This window comes from Polynucleobacter sp. AP-Latsch-80-C2, assembly GCF_018882185.1.
Classification (GTDB): Bacteria; Pseudomonadota; Gammaproteobacteria; order Burkholderiales; family Burkholderiaceae; genus Polynucleobacter.
Window position 1 is genome coordinate 75,718 of record NZ_JACVOY010000010.1, and the last position, 22,240, is coordinate 97,957.

The window sequence follows — 22,240 nt, forward strand, 5'->3', positions numbered from 1 at the left end:
AACCCCTACAAATTCTTCATTTGGTGCCGACGGCGAGACTCGAACTCGCACAGCCTAAGCCACTACCCCCTCAAGATAGCGTGTCTACCAATTTCACCACGTCGGCATCTTGTAAAACCTGTCAATTCTACTGCATTGCACCACTGAACTACCCTAAATTAGAGGTAGATAAATCCGTAAAAACCTACTTTTTTACTTAGGAACCGCAGGTTTTGTTGGATCTTGGACCGGAGCTACAGGAGCAGCCGGCGCAACTACTGGCGCTGTTGTTCCAGACAAAACTCCTGGGCTTGTTTCCTTCTTATTACCAAGCCAGGTAATTCCTAAGGTACTAATAAAGAAAACTGCGGCAAAAATTGCAGTGGTATGCGATAAAAAGTTTGCTGACCCACTTGCGCCAAATAGGCTGCCCGAAGCACCTGATCCGAAAGCAGCGCCCATATCAGCACCTTTACCCTGTTGTAACAAAACCAACAAAATCACGGCTAATGCCGAAATCACCTGTAATACGATCAATAAAGTCTTAAACCATTCCACAGCTCATCTCCAATAAAAAATCTATGCCTGACAAATGGCCAGGAAATCCTGAGGGTTCAGTGATGCGCCCCCAACTAATCCACCATCAATATCAGGCATTGCAAACAATTCAACAGCATTGTCAGGCTTGACACTGCCACCGTACAAAATTCCTACATGAGAGGCCACATCCTCATCAAACTCAGCCAATTGATGGCGTATAGCGCGATGCATATCTTGTGCAACTTGAGCGCTTGCTACTTTGCCGGTACCAATTGCCCAGACCGGCTCATAGGCAATCAGACAGTCTGCCAGGCGATCTTGCAAAACCGATACTTGCTTGGCTACTTGTGAGCAAACTATTTCTTGTGCCCTACCTGAGTTCCTCTCGTCTGCAGTTTCGCCTACGCAAATCACCGGGGTCATCCCGTTATCTAATGCTTGTAAAGCTTTTGTAGCCACCACCTCATCCACTTCATGATGCATTTGGCGGCGCTCCGAATGACCCACAATCACATAACTGCAACCCATCTCCTTGAGCATCGAGGCTGCCACTTCTCCGGTATAAGCTCCTGAGGTATAGGCAGAGGCATCTTGAGCACCTAAACTTAAAAATGCCAAAGAGTGTTCTTTAATTAAGCTCGCGCATTGAGATAAATAGGGAAATGGCGGACAGACAGCAAATTTACGACCAGCAGGCATACCACTATCCATACCGCGAGCAACGGTTTTGATCCAATCTTGGTTACTTGCAAGACTGCCATTCATTTTCCAGTTGCCGATGACGATCAGTGGACGCATACGCTAAAGAATAATTAAACCGTCAGGACAATCTTGCCAACATGCTCTGATGACTCCATCAGGCGATGGGCATCCGATGCTTGGTCAAGTGCAAATGTTTTATAAATTACAGGCTTTAATTGACCGGCATTGAGCAATGGCCAAATATGGGTAAACAATTGCTGTGTAATTTGCTTTTTGAAAGATACGGGCCGTGGACGCAATGTAGAACCGGTAATGGTTAATCGACGACGTAAGATTTGATTCGTACTCACTTCAGCCTTTGAGCCGCCCTGAATCGCAATAATTACGATGCGACCATCGTCGGCGAGGCAATCAATTTCACGCTGGACATAGTCACCAGTGACCATATCTAAAATCACGTTAACGCCTTTACTATCAGTGGCTTTTTTAACTTCCTCAACAAAATCTTGTGTCTTGTAGTTAATAGCTAAATCAGCACCCAATTTGATGCAGGCCGCACACTTTTCATCATTGCCGGCCGTAACAAAAACGGTAAAGCCTAAAGCCTTAGCAATCAAAATCGCAGTTACACCGATACCGCTAGAACCGCCCTGTACTAATAGCGTCTCACCAGCTGATAGCTGGCCGCGCATAAACACATTACTCCAAACGGTATAGAAAGTTTCTGGCAGTGCTGCTGCCTCTTGATCAGTAAAACCTTTGGGATAAGGTAAGCATTGCGCAATAGGAGCGCTACACAAATCTGCATAGCCACCACCTTGAACCAAGGCGCATACCTTATCGCCTATCTTTAATCCAAAAAGATTATCTTCATGGGATAGGTCACCGCCAATAATTTCACCAGCAACTTCGAGGCCGGGAATATCAGATGCACCAGCTGGAACTGGGTAATGGCCTTTACGTTGCAATACATCAGGGCGATTAATACCAGCCGCTAAAACTTTAATTAAAACCTCACCCGTACCAGCAGCAGGAACTGCTGGATCCGGGCGAGTGGCAACCACCAGCATTTCTGGAGCGCCAAACTCTTTAATTTCCATTACGCGCATATGAAACTCCCGCTCGTGCCTAGTCTGTACTAATTAAGCCGATTCGCCAGAAGCTGGAGCTGCATCAGCTACAGCTTCTGCAGTGCCAGCTAAAGGAGCAATCGTGCCACCCTCATCAGCCATCGCAGCCTTGAGGGATAGACGCAAACGACCACGCTCATCAGCAGCAAGCAACTTCACGCGAACTACTTGGCCTTCAGCCAAATAGTCTTTGACTTCTTTTACACGCTCATTTGAAATCTCTGAGATGTGTAATAGGCCATCTTTACCAGGCAGAATGTTTACTAAAGCGCCGAACTCGAGCAACTTCACAACTGGACCTTCGTAGATCTTGCCTACTTCAGCTTCAGCCGTAATGCCTTCGATGCGTGCTTTAGCTTCAGCCATGCCTTCAGCAGAAGTAGAAGCGATCGTTACAGTGCCGTCATCTTTAATGTCGATGCTGCAACCCGTTTCTTTAGTCAAGGCTTGAATAGTTGCGCCGCCCTTACCGATGACTTCACGAATCTTGTCTGGGTGAATCTTGAAAGAAACCATACGTGGAGCATGAGCTGACAATTCTGTACGAACTGAACCCATTGCTTCTTGCATTTTGCTCAAGATATGTAAGCGACCTTCTTTAGCTTGCGCCAAAGCAACTTGCATAATTTCTTTAGTAATGCCTTGAACCTTAATATCCATCTGGAGTGCAGTAATACCGTTCGCGGTACCCGCTACTTTGAAGTCCATATCACCTAAATGATCTTCGTCTCCCAAGATGTCGGTTAACACGGCAAAACGGTTGCCATCCAGAATCAATCCCATAGCGACACCAGCAACGTGAGCTTTCACTGGAACACCAGCATCCATCATTGCCAAACAGCCGCCACAAACAGAGGCCATGGATGAGGAGCCATTAGATTCAGTGATTTCTGAAACTACACGAATGCTGTAAGCAAAATCTTCTGGGCTTGGCAATACTGGAATCAATGCGCGCTTAGCCAAACGGCCGTGACCAATTTCACGACGCTTAGGGCTACCTACACGACCTGTTTCGCCAGTAGCGAACGGAGGCATGTTGTAGTGGAACATGAAGCGATCACGATACTCACCTTCGAGTGCATCAATAATTTGCTCGTCACGTGCAGTACCTAAAGTAGCTACTACGAGAGCCTGTGTTTCACCACGGGTAAACAATGCTGAACCGTGTGTACGTGGCAGTACGCCATTACGAATCTCAATTGGGCGAACAGTACGCGTATCACGACCATCAATTCGTGGCTCGCCATTCAAAATCTGACTACGAACAATCTTGGCTTCGATTTCAAACAAGATGTCGTTCACTGCTACTGCATCTACGTCACCCTCTTCTTGCAACTTAGCCACTACTGTTTTAGTAATTTCTTTGAGTTTGTCTGAACGAGCGCCTTTTTGGCGAATCTGATATGCCTCACGCAATGGCGCTTCAGCCAAAGCAGTTACCTTAGCGATGAATGGCTCATCTTTAGGAGCAGCAGTCCAATCCCAATCAGGCTTGCCAGCTTCAGCAACCAATTCGTTAATTGCGTTGATCGCAGTTTGCATTTGGTCATGGCCATAGACAACCGCGCCCAACATGATTTCTTCAGACAATTGATTGGCTTCGGACTCAACCATCAATACCGCAGCTTGTGTACCAGCAACAATTAAATCGAGTTCGCTAGTAGCTTGCTCAGTACGGGTTGGATTCAAGAGGTACTGACCGTTAGCGTAACCAACACGTGCAGCGCCAACTGGGCCAGCAAATGGAATACCAGAGATAGCTAAGGCTGCTGATGCGGCGATCAATGCAGGAATATCAGAAGGAACATCAGGGTTGATAGACAACACATGCACTACCACCTGAACTTCGTTCAAGAAACCTTCTGGGAATAAAGGACGTAATGGGCGATCGATCAAACGGGAGATCAAAGTCTCGCCTTCTGAAGGACGGCCTTCGCGGCGGAAGAAGCCACCAGGGATCTTACCTGCAGCGTAAGTTTTTTCTAAGTAATCAACTGTTAACGGAAAAAAGGATTGGCCTGGCTTTGCAGACTTAGAGGCAACCACTGTTCCCATTACTACAGTGTCATCAACGTTCACGATAACGGCACCACCAGATTGACGAGCAATCTCGCCTGTTTCCATCGTTACCTGATGATTACCCCATTGAAACGTTTTTACTGCTTTTTTAAACATAGTCATTCTGATCTTCTCCAAATTGTTCACGCAAGCCTCACATGAGGGTCGCGCTTGTCGTGGGATAAAGCAGTGTCACGACAACACTGGAGCGATTGAAGATTACAAGGGATGCCATTCCAGGGAGGCTCTGCATAAACCCCAGAAGCTCATTGGAATGACACGATCCCCTACACAAATAATCTTGAAGCGCCCAAAAAACATGCCACCTTCTTAAGACTGGTTCTCGTTAGAAACAACCTTAAGTGAGATGGCATTGCAATACCGATAAGAATTACTTACGGAGACCTAATTTCTCGATCAATGCGCGATAGCGATCCAAATCTTTGCCTTTGAGGTAATCCAAGAGGCGACGGCGACGTGAAACCATCTTCAACAAACCGCGACGGCTGTGATGGTCTTTAGCGTTAGCCTTGAAATGGGGGGTTAATTCATTGATGCGGGCTGTAAGCAATGAAACTTGAACTTCAGGGCTACCCGTATCGTTTGCGCTGCGCGCGTTTTCTTTGACGATTTCCGCCGTTTTGATATCAGCAACTGCCATTTTTAATACTCCTTACTTGCGAACACCTGAGCTTTCACCCAATTCGTGTCGTGCGTTATTAACAAAATAAAACAAAAAAGCTTTATAAATCAAAGCCCTCGAATTGTATCAGATTGGGGCTAATACCCGCTTTAAGCGGGCGTGAACTCTAAAAAGGCGCTCCCCAAGGTAATATTTTTAAAAACCCTTATAAATCAATGATTTATAGTCAAATTAAGGGGTCATCTGGGCATTCATCTTGGCCTGACTAGGGTCATGAAGCTTATTTAACGCTGCCAAATAGGCCTTTGCTGAGGCAGCAATGATGTCTGGGTCTGTACCAACGCCATTCACGATACGCCCACCCTTGGAGAGTCTCACGGTGACCTCGCCCTGAGACTGAGTCCCAGAAGTAATCGCATTTACTGAATACAGCAATTGCTCTGCCCCGCTTTTAGCCACCTCTTCAATGGCATTTAAGCTGGCATCCACTGGGCCATTTCCTTCAGCCTCTGAGCTCACTTCCTTATCCCCAATGCGCAAAGTAATGCGTGACTTAGGGCGCTCTCCGGTCTCAGAGTGCTGACTCATGGAGATAAATTTGTAATGCTCGCCCTGTTCAGCTGAAGCCGTATCAGACATGATGGCAATGATGTCCTCGTCAAAGATTTCTGCTTTTTGATCAGCCAAAGCCTTAAATCGTGTGAATGCTTCATTCACATCCGCTTCGGCCTCGACCACAATTCCCAAATCATGCAAGCGTTGTTTAAAAGCATTGCGTCCTGATAACTTACCCAAAACGATTTTGTTTGCAGTCCACCCTACATCTTCTGCGCGCATGATCTCGTAAGTTTCACGATTTTTCAAAATACCATCTTGATGGATGCCGGAAGTATGTGCAAATGCATTGGCGCCCACCACCGCTTTATTTGGCTGCACCACAAAACCAGTGATGTGGGAAACCATTTTGGATGCTGGAACGATTTGAGCAGCATCAATATTACATATCAAATCGAAATAATCCTTACGGGTACGCAAGGCCATCACAATTTCTTCCAAGGCTGTATTGCCTGCGCGTTCGCCCAAACCATTAATGGTGCACTCGATCTGACGAGCTCCACCAATCTTCACGCCAGCTAAGGAATTAGCAACAGCCATGCCTAAATCGTTGTGACAGTGAACAGACCATACCGCCTTATCAGAATTGGGTACACGGGTACGCAAAGTCTTAATAAATTCACCGTATAACTCTGGGGTTGCATACCCAACAGTGTCAGGAATATTGATGGTTGAAGCGCCTTCATTAATAGTAGCCTCAACCACGCGACATAAGAAATCCATCTCCGAGCGATAGCCATCTTCAGCTGAGAACTCAATATCATCGGCCAAGTTACGCGCAAAGCGAATGGAACGTTTTGCTTGTTCCAACACTTCTTCAGGAGACATCCTCAATTTCACAGCCATATGCAACGGACTGGTTGCCAAAAACGCATGGATACGTTTTGCATTTGCTGCCTTTAAAGCATCGGCAGCACGGGTAATGTCCTTATCGTTGGCTCTAGCTAAGGAACACACAATAGAATCTTTCACTGCGGCGGCTACCGCTGAAATAGCCTGGAAGTCACCTTCCGAGCTAGCAGCAAATCCAGCTTCAATGACATCAACCCTTAAACGCTCCAGCTGGCGAGCAATGCGAACTTTTTCATCTTTGGTCATAGAAGCGCCTGGAGACTGCTCTCCATCACGCAAGGTGGTGTCAAAAATAATTACTTTATCGCTCATCACTGCTCTCCAATTCTGGTTGCATCATTTACTAAATACTCAATTCAAACTTCAAAAACAAAAACCCCAGCAATATGCTGGGGCTGGTATGTGGTGGTTAATGATTTATTGAGATCTCATCAACTCAGGCCTTACCCGCCCCAAGCTTAAGGCTTAGTGCTAGTAGAAGCAGGCTAGATAAAGGTGAGAAATTCATCAACATGGATTAAATATAACCTAAAAATTGAAATTTAGCTAAAACGTTTCCCGCTCATTCGCTCCCAGGCCCAAACGATGTATCCGGATATGGAATAGACCACAAATAAGCCAAAGAGCGTCAATGGTGGATTGGAAGATATGAGCACAAAGGTCAAAATCAATAAAACCATGACACCAAATGGCACTCGGTAGCGCACATCCAATGCCTTACCACTATAAAAACGGGCATTAGACACCATGGTCAAGCCAGCATAAACGGCGATAAAAAAGGTAATCCAGGGAATGGCCGTATCGCGCACTGGAATCTTATTGTCATCAGCCAGCCAGATAAAACCAGCCATCAAGGAACCTGCAGCTGGGCTAGGTAAACCCTGAAAGAACTTCTTATCCACTACTCCGGTATTCACATTGAATCGAGCCAAGCGTAAGGCGGCACCTGCGCAATAGGTAAATGCAGCTAACCAACCCCACTTGCCCAAATCTTTCAGTGCCCATTCATAGGCAACCAATGCAGGAGCAACGCCAAAGGAAACCATATCGGCCAGGGAGTCGTATTGTTCGCCAAAGGCACTTTGGGTATTGGTCATACGAGCAACACGTCCATCCATACCATCCAATACTAGTGATGCAAAGATAGCAATAGCAGCAATCTCAAACTGGTGATTCATGGCATTCACTATGGCAAAGAAACCGCAGAATAAAGCGGCCGTTGTAAATGCGTTTGGAAGTAAATAAATGCCCTTGCTACGCAGACGAGGTTTTTGCGGATGCAACTCTTCTACTTCGTAATCTAGGCCATCACCGAGCTCTTCTACCCAATCCTCTGGAGGATTGTCTAAACGTGAGCGAGATAAGCGACTACGATCTATACGGCCACGGCGGCGAAATGTCGGCAAATATCGCTCCAGTAAAAGTGATGAAGTTAATCTAAGCCTGGCAAACGGGCCAAGGCAGTATTGGTTGCAAATACTTTATCACCAACACTGACTAACGGTTCTGCAGTCAAAGGCAGATACACATCCACCCTCGAACCAAAGCGAATAAATCCATAGCGCTCACCCGCTTTGAGGCGATCACCAACATGGATATAACAAAGAATGCGGCGTGCAATTAAACCAGCAACCTGTACCAAGGTCACAATTTGACCGTTAGCATCAATGACTACTGCATTGCGCTCATTCTCTGTAGATGCTTTATCCAAATCGGCATTCACAAATTTACCGGGGAAATATTGAATCTCTTTCACCAGTCCATTAACAGCGCTACGATTGGAATGCACATTGAATACATTCATGAAAACACTAATTTTTAATGCTTCACGTTGTGCATAAGGATCATTTGTTACTTCAACAACAACAATACGTCCATCAGCCGGAGATAACACGAGGTCACGACCTAGCGCAGGAATACGCTGAGGATCGCGAAAAAACTGCAGAACAAAGATAAAGAGAATCCACAACGGCCAAGACCAGGCTGAACCACCAAGGTATTGAACGAGCAAAGTAAAGAACCCCACTAGCGCTAAATACGGCCAACCTTCTTTCGCAATAATGGGGTGTGGATACATCATCTTTATTCTGAGCCTTTATTTAATAAAACAACGTTTACTGACTGCTTAGTTTTTAGTTTGGTCAACTAACTTGTTCTTAGCAATCCAAGGCATCATGGCACGCAACTTAGCGCCAACCACTTCAATATCGTGCTCTGCATTTAAGCGGCGACGTGAAATCAATGTTGGAGCACCTGCTTTGTTTTCTAAGATGAAGCTCTTTGCATACTCACCAGTCTGAATATCTTTCAAGCACTGACGCATTGCATTCTTGGTATCTTCGGTAACAACGCGTGGGCCAGTGACATACTCACCGTACTCTGCATTATTAGAGATGGAGTAATTCATATTGGCGATACCACCTTCGTAGATCAAGTCAACAATCAACTTGAGCTCATGCAAGCACTCGAAGTAAGCCATCTCAGGAGCGTAGCCCGCTTCAACCAAAGTCTCAAAACCAGCTTTAATCAACTCAACTGCGCCGCCACACAAAACAGCTTGCTCGCCGAACAAGTCTGTTTCAGTTTCTTCGCGGAAGTTGGTTTCGATAATGCCGGCACGACCACCACCGTTGGCAGTAGCGTATGACAAAGCCACATCACGTGCTGAACCTGATTTATCTTGGTATACAGCGATCAGGTGAGGAACGCCGCCGCCTTGTGAGTAAGTACCACGAACCGTATGTCCTGGTGCCTTAGGGGCAATCATGATGACATCCAAGTCAGCACGTGGTTGAACTTGACCGTAGTGAACGTTAAATCCGTGAGCAAAGGCTAAAGCCGCGCCTTGCTTAATATTGGCATGCACTTCTTTGTTGTATACATCAGCAATTTGCTCATCTGGCAACAGCATCATCACAACGTCAGCATCTTTAACAGCTTCTGCCACTTCTTTTACTTTCAAGCCTGCGTTTGCTGCCTTATTCCAGGAAGCGCCGTCCTTACGTAAACCAACGGTTACGTTAACGCCGGAGTCATTGAGGTTCAATGCGTGTGCGTGGCCTTGGGAACCATAACCAATGATGGTGACTTTCTTGCCCTTAATGAGGGACAAATCAGCGTCTTTATCGTAAAAAACTTTCATGCTCTTTCCTTGTGTTGAAAATGTATTTGTTGCTTGATAAATCAGTTAAAAAAATTAAACCTTCAAAATTCGCTCGCCACGACCAATACCAGATCCGCCAGAACGGACAGTTTCTAGAATGGATGCGCGATCGATTGAATCAATAAAGGCATCTAACTTGGCACCATCACCAGTTAACTCGATGGTGTAACTCTTATCAGTCACATCAATGATGCGACCGCGGAAGATATCGGTAGTGCGCTTGAGCTCTTCGCGTTCCTTGCCTACAGCACGAACTTTAATCATCATGAGCTCACGCTCAATATGAGGCCCTTCACTTAAATCAAACACCTTAACTACCTCAACCAATCGGTTTAAGTGCTTGGTAATTTGCTCAATGACATCATCAGAACCAAAAGTGACGATAGTCATGCGAGATAAGGATGAATCTTCAGTAGGTGCAACACTCAAAGTATCAATGTTGTATCCACGTGCAGAAAAAAGGCCTACCACTCGTGACAACGCGCCCGGTTCGTTTTCGATCAGTACAGAAATAATATGTCGCATTAGAGGTCCTCGCTACCCAAGAGCATTTCAGTAATGCCCTTACCTGCTTGAACCATAGGCCATACATTTTCTTCTGGGTCAGTTTGAAAATCCATGAACACGGTGCGATCTTTTAAACGAATCGCCTCTTTGAGAGCACCCTCAACATCAGACTTCTTCTCAATACGCATACCAACGTGACCATAGGCTTCAGCCAACTTCACGAAGTCTGGCAATGAATCCATATAGGAGCTGGAATAACGCTTGTTATAAGTGAGCTCCTGCCATTGACGAACCATTCCCAAGTAACGATTGTTCAAAGAAACAATCTTGACAGGGGTGTTGTATTGCTTACAAGTGGATAGTTCTTGAATACACATTTGGATTGATCCTTCGCCAGTAATAGCGAATACATCAGTCTCCGGAAATGCTTTCTTAATACCCATGGCATAAGGCAGGCCTACACCCATCGTGCCTAGACCGCCTGAGTTGATCCAACGACGTGGCTTATCAAATTTGTAAAACTGGGCAGCCCACATTTGATGCTGGCCTACATCAGAAGTAATGATGGCATCACCACCAGTAAGCTCCCACAATTTTTGAACAACATACTGAGGCTTAACAATTTGTGAAGCTTCGTCGTATTTCAAACAATCTTTCTTGCGCCATTCATTAATCTGATCCCACCATGCGGCCACCTTGTCGCCGTTTTTACGGGGGCCAGCTGCTTTAAGTTGCGCAGTCATCTCTTGCAACACTTCTTTGAGGTTGCCAACAATTGGAACATCAACCTTAACGCGCTTAGAAATAACAGACGGATCAATATCGATATGAATGATTTTACGAGGATGACTTGCAAAGTGCGAAGTATTACCAATCACGCGATCGTCAAAACGCGCACCAATCGCAATCAACACATCACTGTGCTGCATTGCCATATTCGCTTCGTAGGTTCCATGCATCCCAAGCATGCCCAAGAATTGCGGGCTGGTACCAGGAAAGCCGCCTAAACCCATCAAGGTATTCGTCACCGGATAACCCAGTAAGTCGGCAAATTCTTTCAACTCAGGTGCAGCATCAGACAAGATCACGCCACCACCGGTGTAGATGTATGGACGCTCTGCTTCTTGCAATAAAGAAACTGCTTTACGAATTTGTCCGCTATGACCCTTTACAACCGGGTTGTAGGAGCGCATCTCCAAGGTTTCTGGATAAACGAAAGGGCCTTTAGCGGCAGATACGTCCTTAGGAATATCAATGAGGACTGGTCCTGGACGTCCTGTTTGTGCAATATGGAAAGCCTTCTTTAAAACTAAAGGCAAATCTTTAACATCCTTTACTAGGAAGTTATGTTTAACAACAGGTCTGGTAATACCAACGGTATCAGCCTCTTGAAAAGCATCTTCACCAATGGCGTATGTTGGTACGTTACCGCTAATAATCACCATCGGAATCGAGTCGGTATATGCCGTAGCAATACCAGTAACCGCATTGGTAACGCCTGGACCTGATGTGACTAATGCAACACCAACCTTACCGGTTGCGCGGGCATAGCCATCGGCCGCATGAACAGCTGCCTGTTCATGGCGAACCAGAATATGTTCAAACTTATCTTGTTTAAAAATTTCATCGTAGATAAAAAGGACTGAGCCGCCTGGGTAACCCCAAACGAATTCAACACCTTCTTTGTGCAATGCATGCACAAGCATTTCCGCACCAATCATTTCTGGAGGCGCTGCTACGGTATTGGGATTGATTGTGTCTTTGTTAGCTTTAGTAGCTAAAAATTCGGCGCTGCTTGTATTCATTTTCTTTCGTCCTTTGCAATTTTCGGCAAAAAATTGTTTGGTCTGTTCTGTCTCTTGCTTATGGCCCGAGTTCGAACGGCGCTGCTACCGGAAAAACCACTTCGTAAATGAGAATCTAGGTAGTAAGCCCTATATTCTATAGCAATCCCCTAAAATGGCTCGATTCCTTCTGATTGAGGTCTAATCCATTGCATGGCATCAGCCCAAGAACTATCTGACTTTCTAAGCGGTATCGAGCAGCGCGCCTTCAAGCAGGCCGTTTACGCCGTGCGTGATGACGATGTGGCTTTGGATATTGTTCAGGATGCCATGATCAAATTGGCTGAAAAGTATGGGGATCGGCCAGCTAATGAGCTCCCATTGGTGTTTACAAGAATCCTACAGAATCGGATCCATGACTGGTTTAGACGCCAAAAGGTCAGAAATACCTGGGTAACCCTATTTTCCAATATGGGCAAGAAATCGGATGAAAACGATGATTTTGACCCCTTGGAATCACTTTCTGCACCTGATGACAGTGAAATTCACCAAGATGGTGAACATAAACTGGAACAAAGTCAGCTTTTACAGTCCCTAGAGTCAGAAATAGCTAAATTGCCTGTACGTCAACGAGAAGCCTTCCTGATGCGTTATTGGGATGAGCTCAGTATTACTGAGACTGCCAAAGCCATGAGTTGTAGCGAAGGTAGTGTCAAAACGCATTGTTCTAGGGCAACCCAAACCCTGGCTAAAGCATTGAAATTAAAAGGAATTACGCTGTGAAACACCTAGATGATCAACTAACCCAGATAGAAGCTGACCAATTTGGTCGGGCTAGTGCAGCCCTGCTCCGTCAAGGCTCCACCAATTTGCCCTCTGGCATTAAAGATCGCCTCTATGCAGCGCGCATGAAAGCCCTCACCCTGAAAAAGCCTGAAAAAGTGCGTATACAGAAGCGCGCCTTAGCAAGTTCTACTGGCGTTTGGGGTTCTAGCTCCTCCAATGGCATTTGGGACACCATTGGTTGGGCAGCTCCTTTAGCTGTATTGATCTTTGGCCTCATTGGTATCGCCCAATGGCAAGATGACTCACGCATTAACGACATTGCTGAGGTGGATGCAGCACTCTTAACCGACGATGTTCCACCAGATGCCTATGCTGATAGTGGATTTATGGCTTTCTTAAAGAACGGCCCGCTCTCTGATTCCGCTAGCGATAGCCCAGATTCAATCCAAAGCAAATAAACCAGACACTATCGAATAATGTCTTTCAAGCTAAAACCATTGATTGCTAGCGCTAGCTTAGCTTTAGCAATAGGTCCTTTAGCGCTTGATCTTGCCTACTCCCAAACACCAGCTCCTGGAAACGGGGGCCATACCAAAGCTACCGGCATTCCTGAGAAAAAACCGGATGGTACATGGGAAAGTCTGAAGGCAGCACAACAAAAAATGCTGAAGCCTCTTGAGGACGATTGGGACTATATGTCTCCCGATAGCCGTAAAAAATGGATTCAGGTTTCCAATATTTATCCCAAGATGAGTGAGCAAGATCAAGAACGCCTTCAATCTAGAATGGCGAGCTGGTCTAACCTTTCTCAAAAAGATCGTCGACTTGCACGCGACAACTACCTCAGCAGTCTGAAGTTTCCTGCCGAGAAAAAAGCAGAGGCGTGGAGTGCTTATCAAAAGTTAAGTGATGAACAAAAGAAGAAGCTAGCGGAGTCTGAGGCGAAGAAGAAACCCACCGCCGCCAGTGCACCCACACTGCAGCAACATCCTATTAAGCAAAAACCAACGCTTTCTCCTAGCGCACCAGACGAGACTAACAACACTCCGGCAAGCTCTGAACCAAGCTCTACCAATAATTAAACCTTACCCAACTGATTGCCAAGCCGCTCTATGACGCCCGCGGAATTAAACGTATTACCCTCACCCCAATTTTGGCGCCGCGTATCTTGCAGCTTGTATGAACAGCTCGTATTGCTTGGTGTAGTTGCCTTCACATTCCTATTGCCAAACTTGGGTTTAGGAATTCTATTTAATATTTCCCTCCCCAGCTGGCTTACTTTTTTGTATCTATACCTTGTACTGGGAATTTACTTTGTCTGGTATTGGACGAAGTCTGGTCAAACACTCGCGATGCAAACCTGGCGTGTGCGCATGATTGGGCGCAATGGTCACAATATCAACAAACGTGAAGCGTTCTGGCGCTATGCTTTTGGTTCGCTGTGGCTATTGCCTTGTGTTGGCCTACAATTTTTCTTCCATCTTGAGAAATGGCAGATTATTGAAATGCTGTTTACAGTAGCCCTGTTTTTTTGGCCACTGAGCATTTATCTTGACCGCAGTAGCCCCTTAGAGCGCCAAGGCCTGCCCGATCGCCTCGCTGGCACACGCCTAGTTGAGCTACCAAAAAACCTAGTGACGCTCTCTTAGATAGCCCTGAGGCACTCGATCGCTGTTGCACTTTGGATTTTTTTCTGAAACCGGTAGCCCGTTAGCAAGCAAGACACCACTCCGAATATAAGCCCCATCAATATCGATTGGGTAAAAGCATGAAATTCAATTTCTAAGACGAAGCGTCCCAGTGCCCAAGCTGCTAGCCCAGCAGCAGTACCTGCTAACACACCAGAAATAGCGCCAATTAACAATAACTCCACAGCAGCAATTTGAGCAAGCACCTTACGTGAGGCACCGAGTGCTTTTAATAGGGCAGCATTTCTATATCGTTCGTCTTGTGTGGCAGAGATTGCCGCTATCAATACCAATACAGCCGCAATGATGGTGAAGAAGAACAATAAACCTAATGCAGCAGTTAACTTATTGAGTACTTCCTGTATTTGCTGCAAAGAAGTAGTGACATCAACTACTGTAAGGTTCGGATAGGTTTGGGTTAAACGAAAATCTAAGTCACCCTTGTTCGAGTCCTGATAATACGAAGTAATCCAGGATTGCGGCATTTGCTTTAATAAGTTCGGCGGCATAATCACAAAAAAGTTTACCCGCATGGATCCCCAATCGAGTTTACGTAATGAAGTAATGGGAGCGCTAATTTTTTCCCCAGCGACTTCAAAGCTAAGCTGATCGCCAATCTTCAACTTTAATGTTTTGGCAATACCAGTCTCTAGCGAGATTTGTGGGGCTTCACCGGCAATCCATTTTCCAGAAATAATGCGATTACCGTTAGGCAAGACATCGGTATAAGAAAGATTAAACTCACGATCGACTAAGCGCTTGGCGTTTTCATCCTGGTAATCATTGGGGGCAATGGCTTGGCCGTTAATATCCACTAAGCGGCCGCGAACCATGGGGTAGAACTCTGGCTTGGGAACTCCAGCGTCAATTAATAACCGATCAATCCCCTGCTTTTGATCCTCCTGCACATTGATCATGAAGCGATTGGGTGCATCTATAGGAATATTTCCCTGCCATGCACTTAATAAGTCCTGGCGCAATAAGAGAATCATTAATAAGGCCATAATGGCAATACCTAATGCGGTAATTTGAATGATGGCGTAGGCCACACTTCTGCTTTGCACTAACAGTACAAAACGAATAGCAAATCGTTGGCTGCGAACTTTCCCGAGTAGCCATAAAGCCATCCAAGAGATCAAGCCAAAAAGAATCACGGCACCACCAAAGCTACCTGCCGTCCAAAGGGCCAATTTCCAATCACGCGCAGCAAAAGCGATAAGAGCTAGGCAGACACCAAGGCCAAAAAGAGCCACCCAAATTGCTGATCCTGGGAGACCTGCATAGTCCTTTCGAATCAAGCGAACAGGAGAGACTCTGACAAGCCCGAGTAGCGGCGGCAAAGCAAACCCAATCAACAGAAACCAGGATAAAGCCGTGCTCCACAATACCGGCCAAATAGAGGCGGACTGAAGATTGGTGATCACCAGATTACCCAAGAGCAATAACAGCACATATTGCACGAGGTAACCGATTGCCGAACCCACAATTGCAGCGATGATGCCTAGGCTTGCAAGAGTTTGCAGTTGCCTTCTTAAAATATCCTTAGAGCTGGAGCCAAAACACTTCAGCACCGCGCACGAATCGGCTTGCTTTAATACATAGCGACGTGCCGATAACGCAATAGCTACGGCAGAAACCATTGCCGTGAGTAGTGCAATGAGCGACAGAAAACGCTCGGCCCGCTCCAAAGTCTTGCGCATTATAGGTTGAGCATTTTCAAGCGTCTCGACACGCAAGCCGCGCAATTTTTCGGACTCTATAAATCCAGACGCCCACTTTTCATAAGCTTGAATATCCGCATCCTCACTAGCCAACAAAAGTCTGTAAGTCACCCTGCTTCCAAGCCCAAGTAAGCCAGTAGATGCCAAGTCATCAAGTGACATCATGACCCTAGGGGCGAAGTTCATGAAGCCCGCACCACGATCTAATTCTTGAGTAAGCACTCCGGCAATCCGCAATTGACGAGAACCCAATGCAATGGAATCTCCTATCTGCGCATGCAAACTCGCTAACATTGCAGCGTCGACCCAGGCCTCACCCGGAGGAAGCTTGACTGGAACGATTGCTGTCGAGGGGGATTGGACTTTTAAGCTACCCCGTAAGGGGTATTGCGAACTTACCGCCTTTAAAGAAGCTAATTTACTCTGAGCTCCAACCGTAGCCATACTCGGAAATACCACAGTATTGGCAATGCGTAGATTACGCCTTTGCGCCTCTTGGGTAAATTGCTCAAGCAATGGCTGATCTGAAGCAATAAGCAAATCCGCAGCAAGAAGCTGCCGAGCATCAAACGCAAAAGTTCTTTGCATGCGGTCAGCCAAGAAGCTAACGCTTGATAAAGCAGTTACTGAAAGTGTTAAGGCTACGATCAACCAAAGTAACTCGGTTGATCGTAAGTCCTGTCTCAGACCTCTGAAGAGACTAGATAGAGATCGAATCAAACCGCTTGGGTCTGACCGCCATCTACGCGCATGACTGTGCCAGTAATAAAGGATGCATTCTGACTAGCTAAAAAAGCAGCAGCATCGCCATACTCTTTTGGATCGCCATAACGACCCGCCGGAATTTGACGCAAACTGGCTTTGACCACTTCATCATAGCTTGTGGATTCACGCTTAGCGCGCGCTTCATCTAATTGACGTAAACGATCCGTAGCGACTCGTCCAGGCATGATGATATTCACGGTAATGCCTTCTGCTGCAACTTCAGCAGATAAGGTTTTAGACCAAGCCAATAAAGCAGCTCTCAAGGTATTAGAAATAGCTAGGTTCTTAATCGGAGCAATAGCCCCGGATGTCGTACTAGTGATAATGCGTCCCCACTTGCGTTGACGCATCCCCGGCAAAACTCGATCGGTGATGGCGATCAATGAAAGCACCATATCGTTAAAACTCTTTAACCACAAAGCAGGATCTTGCCCTGCTGCAGGGGTTGGAGGAGGACCGCCAGTATTGTTTATTAAGATATCAATCGGACCGAGTTCTTTTTCTACCCGAGAAACTAAGCTGTCAATCACAGTGTGATCAGACAAATCCCAGTTCAAGGCCAGCGCAACGCCGCCAGCAGCCTGAATTAATTGCACAGACTTTTGCAGACCTTCTGCACTACGGCCGGTCAGGGCTACTTTGACACCCTCTTTGGCCAGTGATACTGCCATCGCTTGACCTAAGCCACGGCTCGAAGCCATGACTAGGGCAACTTTACCTTTAATTCCTAAATCCATACGTCCCCCAAGATTCTTGTTTTTAATCTAATTGTAATTTTTGTTTTGCAACTACTTCTTTATAGACGGTGTACTCCGCTTTAATTTCTTTTGAGAAAGCGTCAGGTCCATTCACATTAATAATAGAGCCAGTTTCTTCGATGCGCTTTTTGACAGCCGGGTCAGTAGCAACTTTTTGGATGGCTGCATAGTACTTGTCAACGATATCTTTTGGCATACCTGCAGGCCCCAAGATGCCGTAGTAAGCCATCCGATTCACCGGCGCCAATCCCACTTCAGCAAATGTAGGCACGTTTGGTAGTTGCGCTAAACGTTTAGGCGCAGCCACAACAATCGGCACCAGCTTTCCATCTTTGATGAAAGGCAATGAAGATGGCAAGTTATCAAAAATCATGGAGACTTGTCCGCCCACGGTATCGGCCAGCGCCGGGCCAGCACCACGATAAGGAATATGCACAATAAAGACCCCTGCTAGGCTTTTGAATAACTCAGTTTGCAAGTGACCAATACCGCCAGTGCCTGAGCTGGAATAAGAATACTTACCAGGATTCTCTTTCAAAACGGTCATGAAGGTTTTGAAATCTTTTGCAGGAAAAGAGGGATTGACTGCGATCACATTTGGAGTCGCGGCAATATTGGTGATAGCCGTGAAATCAGTAATGGGGTCATAACCAATCTTGGGATTAATCGCCGGATTGGCTGCAGTAGTTGAAACGGTAGCCATACCAATGGTGTATCCATCTTTAGGCGCCCTCATGACCTCTAAGGCGCCAATCGAGCCACCACCACCAGCCTTGTTCTCCACAATCACAGGCTGACCCAATTGACGGCCTAATGCATCGCCAACGGCACGAGCAATGATGTCGGTGCTACCGCCTGGTGCAAATGGCACTACCAAGCGGATAGGCTTATTTGGAAAAGACTGAGCTACAGCAGCAGCGCTGGAGATTAGTCCAAGACCAAAAACTATGGATTGGACTGCAGTAATAACTAAGACTCGATGTGAAAACAATTTCATATGATTACTGTCCTATTGGTTTGGGTAAATTACCGGCATATTTATATAAGTGAGCTTCGTATTCTTGATAGATCTCGGCAAGGGCTTGTTGCTGCCCTAAAGCAAGTGCCTCAGGGGTATTGTCTTTAAGTGCAATTCGCTTGCTGTAGCGATTTGCACCAATGATGGGATTACCAATACCAGCATTAGTAGCAGTAAGAATAAATTCTAATGACACCACCGCCTCTGGGCGGATGCGATAGTCGCCATAAAATTCATTAACTGTGGTTTGGAGTGTGTAATAAGGAAAGAAGCTATTTCCTTGCCCTACAGTGAGAGAGAAAATATTTGCCTGATTAATCCATTGACGCTCAGAATTAGCAATCATCTCGGCAGGAATCGCTGAGTAAATATTGTAGAAATCTTTTTCGTAGCGCTGATCACCCAAGCGATAAACGAAAGACCTTCCATCAAAGGGAGGCGCCACTGAAACAGCGCCAATCTTGAGCCAAAATTCTGTCTTCGGCTTTAAGGGCGCACCGGTACGCTCTGGTGCAACCAACCATGCGGTTGGCGTAACAGGCGCACGTGATGGCAATGAGCAGGAAGCTAGGGTGAAAAGTGCCGCACAGGTAAGAATTAATTTAATCATTTTTGGACTCCTGATGGGCTTTGTGTGCCATTCATCGGCAGTACGATTTTCGGTGGCGGCTCTCCCCAAATCAGGCTAGCAGGCGATTGGCTCGCAATGCGACTTAATTCATTTAAGTTCTCGCTTGCCTGCTTAATGTTCTCTAGGGTGGCGGTGGTATCCCCTTGAGCACTGGTGACGGTTTGACGCAAGGACACAACAGCACCCATTAATTCGCGCATCAAAATATTTAACTCATTCTTATCGGTCACCTGAGCCATACGAGTTAACAAGGTATTGAGCTCTTTTACAGAGCGAATGATGCCCTCATTCCCTTTGCCATCTCCCGCCATCATCGTATTTAAACTGCCGAGCACCTCATCTAACCTTTTTTGGGTACGTTCGATATTCATTTCATTGGCTGAGGCGATAAACTTTTCAATGCCAGAAATGATTTCGTCGGTTTGATTAGGCATAGAAGGAAGAACCGGGTACTCAGGCACCCAGTCATATGGCAATGGAGGGTAATCTGCAGCACTTGAAACAAAATCAAATTCAATATAGTTAACGCCAGTAATACCCATCGACTTCACGCGCGCACGTAAATGTTCCCTCACAAAATGAGCAAGCTGCTCTTCTGTAAGCTCTTCACCAAAGATCTTCATGCGAACTACAACATACTGTCTTCTTTGATCAAAAGGTAAATTCTTCTCATAGGTATCACCAGAAAGTCCTATCGTCGTTACTTGTCCAATCTTGACTCCACGGAATCGCACCGCAGCCCCAGAATCTAAACCGGTAACCGACTGTTTTATATATGTCTCTAGATAGAATGATTTTTTGAAGAACTTGCCAGATCCAAAAATCAAAACAACGGCTATTAGTACTCCAATTGCAGCAAGCACGAATACGCCAAGACGGAAATAATTGGGATTAGAGTTATTGCTCATGCTACATCCTTGCTCATAATGCGATTGAAGAATTGATGGACTCGTGGATCGGTACTGGTATCTCTTAATACTTTAGGATCACCTTCGGCAATGATGCCCTTGGCGCCTTTATCTAACATGATGACTTTATCGGCGATAGCGTAAATACTGGCCAGTTCATGAGAAACGATGACAAAGGTAATGCCGAGATTTTTTGACAAGTCCATGATCGTACTGTCCAGATCTGCTGAAGTAATGGGATCAAGACCTGCAGAAGGCTCATCTAAAAACAAGATTTTGGGATCCAGTGCCATCGCCCGAGCAATCGCGGCACGTTTTTGCATACCGCCGCTAATTTCGCTAGGCATATAAGACTCATAAGGTAATAAGCCTACCAAATCTAACTTACAGCGAGCTAGGAGGTTCATTTCACTTTGGCTAAGCTGCGTATATTCCTGCATAAATAGTGTGACGTTATCGAGCAAGTTCATAGAGCCGAATAAGGCGCCCTGCTGATACATCACACCAAAGCTCGTCATAATTTTTTGACGCTGAGCACCATGGGCTGTTGTGATGTTTTGACCTTCAATCAAGACATCGCCAGAAAGCGGTTCATAAAGGCCAAAGAGATTTTTAAGTAGGCTGGATTTACCGCAGCCCGAACCGCCGAGGATCACAAAAATTTCACCATTGTTCACAGTAAAATTGAGATCCTTCATTAGCACGTTCGATCCATAACCTACCGTCAGGTTTTGAACGTCGATTGCGTAGGTGTTTGTAGTATCTGCGCTCATCAGAAGCCTGTTTTGTAGGAGATGACTGCAAAGATGCCGTCCACGAGCACAATCATTACGATACTGCTTACTACAGCACGAGTAGCAGAAATGCCCACAGCAGCGGCGCCCGTTCCGGTTTGCATACCGCGCAGGCAACCCACTGCAGAGACCACGACACCAAATAGGGTTGCCTTAATTAGGCCGGATCCGATGTCTTCTACATCAACAGCGGAAAGCATTCCGTTGTAAAAATTAATAAATGGAATGCCGTATGCCAGCATGGTGAACATTGAAGCCAAAATACTCACAATATCGGCATATAAGGTAAGGATAGGCATTACTAAAATACCGGCGAGTACACGAGGCACCACTAGAAAACGAATCGGGCTTAAGCCACCAGTCACCAATGCATCGACCTCACTGTTCACCGTCATGGTACCGATCTCGGCAGCAAACGCTGCTGAGGATCGACCTGCCAATAAAATGGCAGTGATTAAGGGGCCCATTTCACGAACTATACCAAGTGCGGCCAGAGGACCGACAAAAGAGGTTGCTCCAAACTGCTTCATTCCAATAGCGGCCTGGAATGACAAGATCACACCGATCAAAAAAGAAACTAGGCCAACAATCGGCAAAGCTGCAATGCCCGCCTGAACCGCGGCGTTAACAAAGTCTCCCCAGCGAACTTGGCGAGGATGCATCACCGACCACGCTAAGTCTGCAGAAAGATGGCCAGTAAAAGTAATCAACCCTTTAGCGTCATCCAGAAAATTCTGCGTCGCCATTCCCGTGCTCACAATAAAACTGGTTTGAGGTTTTACAACAGGAACCGGAAATAAGTTGGCAATCGGATCAAACTCTTTTAACAAGGGCTGATAGCGTGCATCCAAACCAACAAGAGAGAAAGTTCCACCTGCTTTTTGCTGAGCTTGTTCTATGTCGATTAAGAAGGCCATACCAGCACCATCTAGAGAGCCTACTTGGGAAGCATCAAACGTCAGGGTTTTGGATTTGCCATCCCCGTGCGCAAGCCATGTATTTTGTGCTTCGCGAATCTGACCCCAAACTCCACCTAAAGAATAGACATCCACCTTGCCACTGAGAAGCACTTTTGCATTAGCGTCGTCAATTAGCGACCAAACCGCAACTGGCTTATTACTATCTGAAGAGGCGGGTTGAGGAATGTCCATATTGAAACTATAAGGGATCAAGCAAAAAAAGCTTAATAAAATGTCCA

General features: G+C 46.1%; 22 protein-coding genes and 1 tRNA gene. 4 read left to right on the forward strand and 19 right to left on the reverse strand.

The window, feature by feature from the left end; genetic code table 11:
* Positions 1 to 21: 21 nt before the first annotated feature.
* The 12 genes from ICN47_RS10905 to ICN47_RS10960 form a co-directional block, all read right to left on the reverse strand.
* A tRNA-Leu gene (locus ICN47_RS10905) sits at positions 22 to 106 on the reverse strand.
* Between the two features lie 86 nt (positions 107 to 192).
* On the reverse strand, positions 193 to 537 hold the full coding sequence (gene secG / locus ICN47_RS10910) for a preprotein translocase subunit SecG (protein ID WP_216219957.1): 345 nt from the start codon (positions 535 to 537) through the stop codon (positions 193 to 195).
* A gap of 21 nt (positions 538 to 558) precedes the next feature.
* On the reverse strand, positions 559 to 1,317 hold the full coding sequence (tpiA, locus tag ICN47_RS10915; RefSeq protein ID WP_216219958.1) for a triose-phosphate isomerase: 759 nt from the start codon (positions 1,315 to 1,317) through the stop codon (positions 559 to 561).
* A gap of 14 nt (positions 1,318 to 1,331) precedes the next feature.
* Positions 1,332 to 2,330 carry an NAD(P)H-quinone oxidoreductase gene (locus ICN47_RS10920; RefSeq protein WP_216219959.1) on the reverse strand — a complete coding sequence of 333 codons (999 nt, stop codon included), beginning with the start codon at positions 2,328 to 2,330 and terminating at the stop codon, positions 1,332 to 1,334.
* A 33-nt stretch (positions 2,331 to 2,363) separates the two neighbouring features.
* A complete protein-coding gene (gene pnp, locus ICN47_RS10925; RefSeq protein ID WP_216219960.1) occupies positions 2,364 to 4,532 on the reverse strand; it encodes a polyribonucleotide nucleotidyltransferase in 2,169 nt (722 codons plus the stop codon).
* A gap of 268 nt (positions 4,533 to 4,800) precedes the next feature.
* Positions 4,801 to 5,070, reverse strand: a complete 270-nt coding sequence (gene rpsO / locus ICN47_RS10930; RefSeq protein WP_068323724.1) for a 30S ribosomal protein S15 — start codon at positions 5,068 to 5,070, stop codon at positions 4,801 to 4,803.
* A 213-nt stretch (positions 5,071 to 5,283) separates the two neighbouring features.
* Positions 5,284 to 6,831 (reverse strand): 2-isopropylmalate synthase, encoded by a 1,548-nt coding sequence (locus ICN47_RS10935; RefSeq protein WP_216219961.1) that lies wholly within the window; start codon positions 6,829 to 6,831, stop codon positions 5,284 to 5,286.
* Positions 6,832 to 7,061: 230 nt separating this feature from the next.
* On the reverse strand, positions 7,062 to 7,925 hold the full coding sequence (gene pssA / locus ICN47_RS10940) for a CDP-diacylglycerol--serine O-phosphatidyltransferase (RefSeq protein WP_216219962.1): 864 nt from the start codon (positions 7,923 to 7,925) through the stop codon (positions 7,062 to 7,064).
* A 26-nt stretch (positions 7,926 to 7,951) separates the two neighbouring features.
* On the reverse strand, positions 7,952 to 8,599 hold the full coding sequence (locus tag ICN47_RS10945) for a phosphatidylserine decarboxylase (protein ID WP_216219963.1): 648 nt from the start codon (positions 8,597 to 8,599) through the stop codon (positions 7,952 to 7,954).
* Positions 8,600 to 8,644: 45 nt separating this feature from the next.
* The gene (gene ilvC, locus ICN47_RS10950) at positions 8,645 to 9,661 is read right to left on the reverse strand and encodes a ketol-acid reductoisomerase (RefSeq protein ID WP_216219964.1); all 1,017 of its coding nucleotides are present in this window, start codon (positions 9,659 to 9,661) and stop codon (positions 8,645 to 8,647) included.
* Between the two features lie 54 nt (positions 9,662 to 9,715).
* The gene (gene ilvN / locus ICN47_RS10955) at positions 9,716 to 10,207 is read right to left on the reverse strand and encodes an acetolactate synthase small subunit (protein ID WP_062308360.1); all 492 of its coding nucleotides are present in this window, start codon (positions 10,205 to 10,207) and stop codon (positions 9,716 to 9,718) included.
* Complete coding sequence (locus tag ICN47_RS10960; protein WP_216219965.1) at positions 10,207 to 11,994, reverse strand: acetolactate synthase 3 catalytic subunit; 1,788 nt, start codon at positions 11,992 to 11,994, stop codon at positions 10,207 to 10,209. Before ICN47_RS10960 ends, ilvN begins: the two co-directional genes overlap by 1 nt.
* Positions 11,995 to 12,186: 192 nt before the next feature.
* Here ICN47_RS10960 and ICN47_RS10965 point away from each other — a divergent pair, with 192 nt between their 5' ends.
* Genes ICN47_RS10965 through ICN47_RS10980 form a run of 4 tightly spaced genes read left to right on the forward strand, consistent with a single transcriptional unit; the run spans position 12,187 to position 14,408 of the window.
* On the forward strand, positions 12,187 to 12,756 hold the full coding sequence (locus ICN47_RS10965; RefSeq protein ID WP_216219966.1) for an RNA polymerase sigma factor: 570 nt from the start codon (positions 12,187 to 12,189) through the stop codon (positions 12,754 to 12,756).
* Positions 12,753 to 13,217 carry a DUF3619 family protein gene (locus ICN47_RS10970; protein WP_216219967.1) on the forward strand — a complete coding sequence of 155 codons (465 nt, stop codon included), beginning with the start codon at positions 12,753 to 12,755 and terminating at the stop codon, positions 13,215 to 13,217. Before ICN47_RS10965 ends, ICN47_RS10970 begins: the two co-directional genes overlap by 4 nt.
* 18 nt (positions 13,218 to 13,235) lie before the next feature.
* Positions 13,236 to 13,841: a DUF3106 domain-containing protein gene (locus ICN47_RS10975; protein WP_216219968.1), complete on the forward strand. Its 606-nt coding sequence runs from the start codon at positions 13,236 to 13,238 to the stop codon at positions 13,839 to 13,841.
* Positions 13,842 to 13,871: 30 nt separating this feature from the next.
* Positions 13,872 to 14,408 (forward strand): RDD family protein, encoded by a 537-nt coding sequence (locus ICN47_RS10980; protein WP_216219969.1) that lies wholly within the window; start codon positions 13,872 to 13,874, stop codon positions 14,406 to 14,408.
* Here the strand turns inward: ICN47_RS10980 and ICN47_RS10985 are convergent.
* The 7 genes from ICN47_RS10985 to ICN47_RS11015 are packed head-to-tail and all read right to left on the reverse strand — an operon-like array spanning position 14,405 to position 22,193.
* On the reverse strand, positions 14,405 to 16,888 hold the full coding sequence (locus tag ICN47_RS10985; protein WP_216219970.1) for an ABC transporter permease: 2,484 nt from the start codon (positions 16,886 to 16,888) through the stop codon (positions 14,405 to 14,407). The genes ICN47_RS10980 and ICN47_RS10985 overlap by 4 nt on opposite strands.
* Entirely contained in the window at positions 16,885 to 17,670 is a 786-nt protein-coding gene (locus ICN47_RS10990) for an SDR family oxidoreductase (protein ID WP_216219971.1), read from the reverse strand. Before ICN47_RS10990 ends, ICN47_RS10985 begins: the two co-directional genes overlap by 4 nt.
* A gap of 22 nt (positions 17,671 to 17,692) precedes the next feature.
* A complete protein-coding gene (locus tag ICN47_RS10995; RefSeq protein WP_216219972.1) occupies positions 17,693 to 18,688 on the reverse strand; it encodes a tripartite tricarboxylate transporter substrate binding protein BugE in 996 nt (331 codons plus the stop codon).
* 4 nt (positions 18,689 to 18,692) lie between these two features.
* Complete coding sequence (locus tag ICN47_RS11000) at positions 18,693 to 19,319, reverse strand: membrane integrity-associated transporter subunit PqiC (RefSeq protein WP_216219973.1); 627 nt, start codon at positions 19,317 to 19,319, stop codon at positions 18,693 to 18,695.
* Entirely contained in the window at positions 19,316 to 20,248 is a 933-nt protein-coding gene (locus ICN47_RS11005; RefSeq protein ID WP_216219974.1) for an MlaD family protein, read from the reverse strand. Before ICN47_RS11005 ends, ICN47_RS11000 begins: the two co-directional genes overlap by 4 nt.
* On the reverse strand, positions 20,245 to 21,021 hold the full coding sequence (locus ICN47_RS11010) for an ABC transporter ATP-binding protein (protein WP_216219975.1): 777 nt from the start codon (positions 21,019 to 21,021) through the stop codon (positions 20,245 to 20,247). The genes ICN47_RS11005 and ICN47_RS11010 overlap by 4 nt, the downstream gene beginning before the upstream one ends.
* Positions 21,021 to 22,193: an ABC transporter permease gene (locus tag ICN47_RS11015; RefSeq protein ID WP_216219976.1), complete on the reverse strand. Its 1,173-nt coding sequence runs from the start codon at positions 22,191 to 22,193 to the stop codon at positions 21,021 to 21,023. The genes ICN47_RS11010 and ICN47_RS11015 overlap by 1 nt, the downstream gene beginning before the upstream one ends.
* Positions 22,194 to 22,240 lie beyond the last annotated feature (47 nt).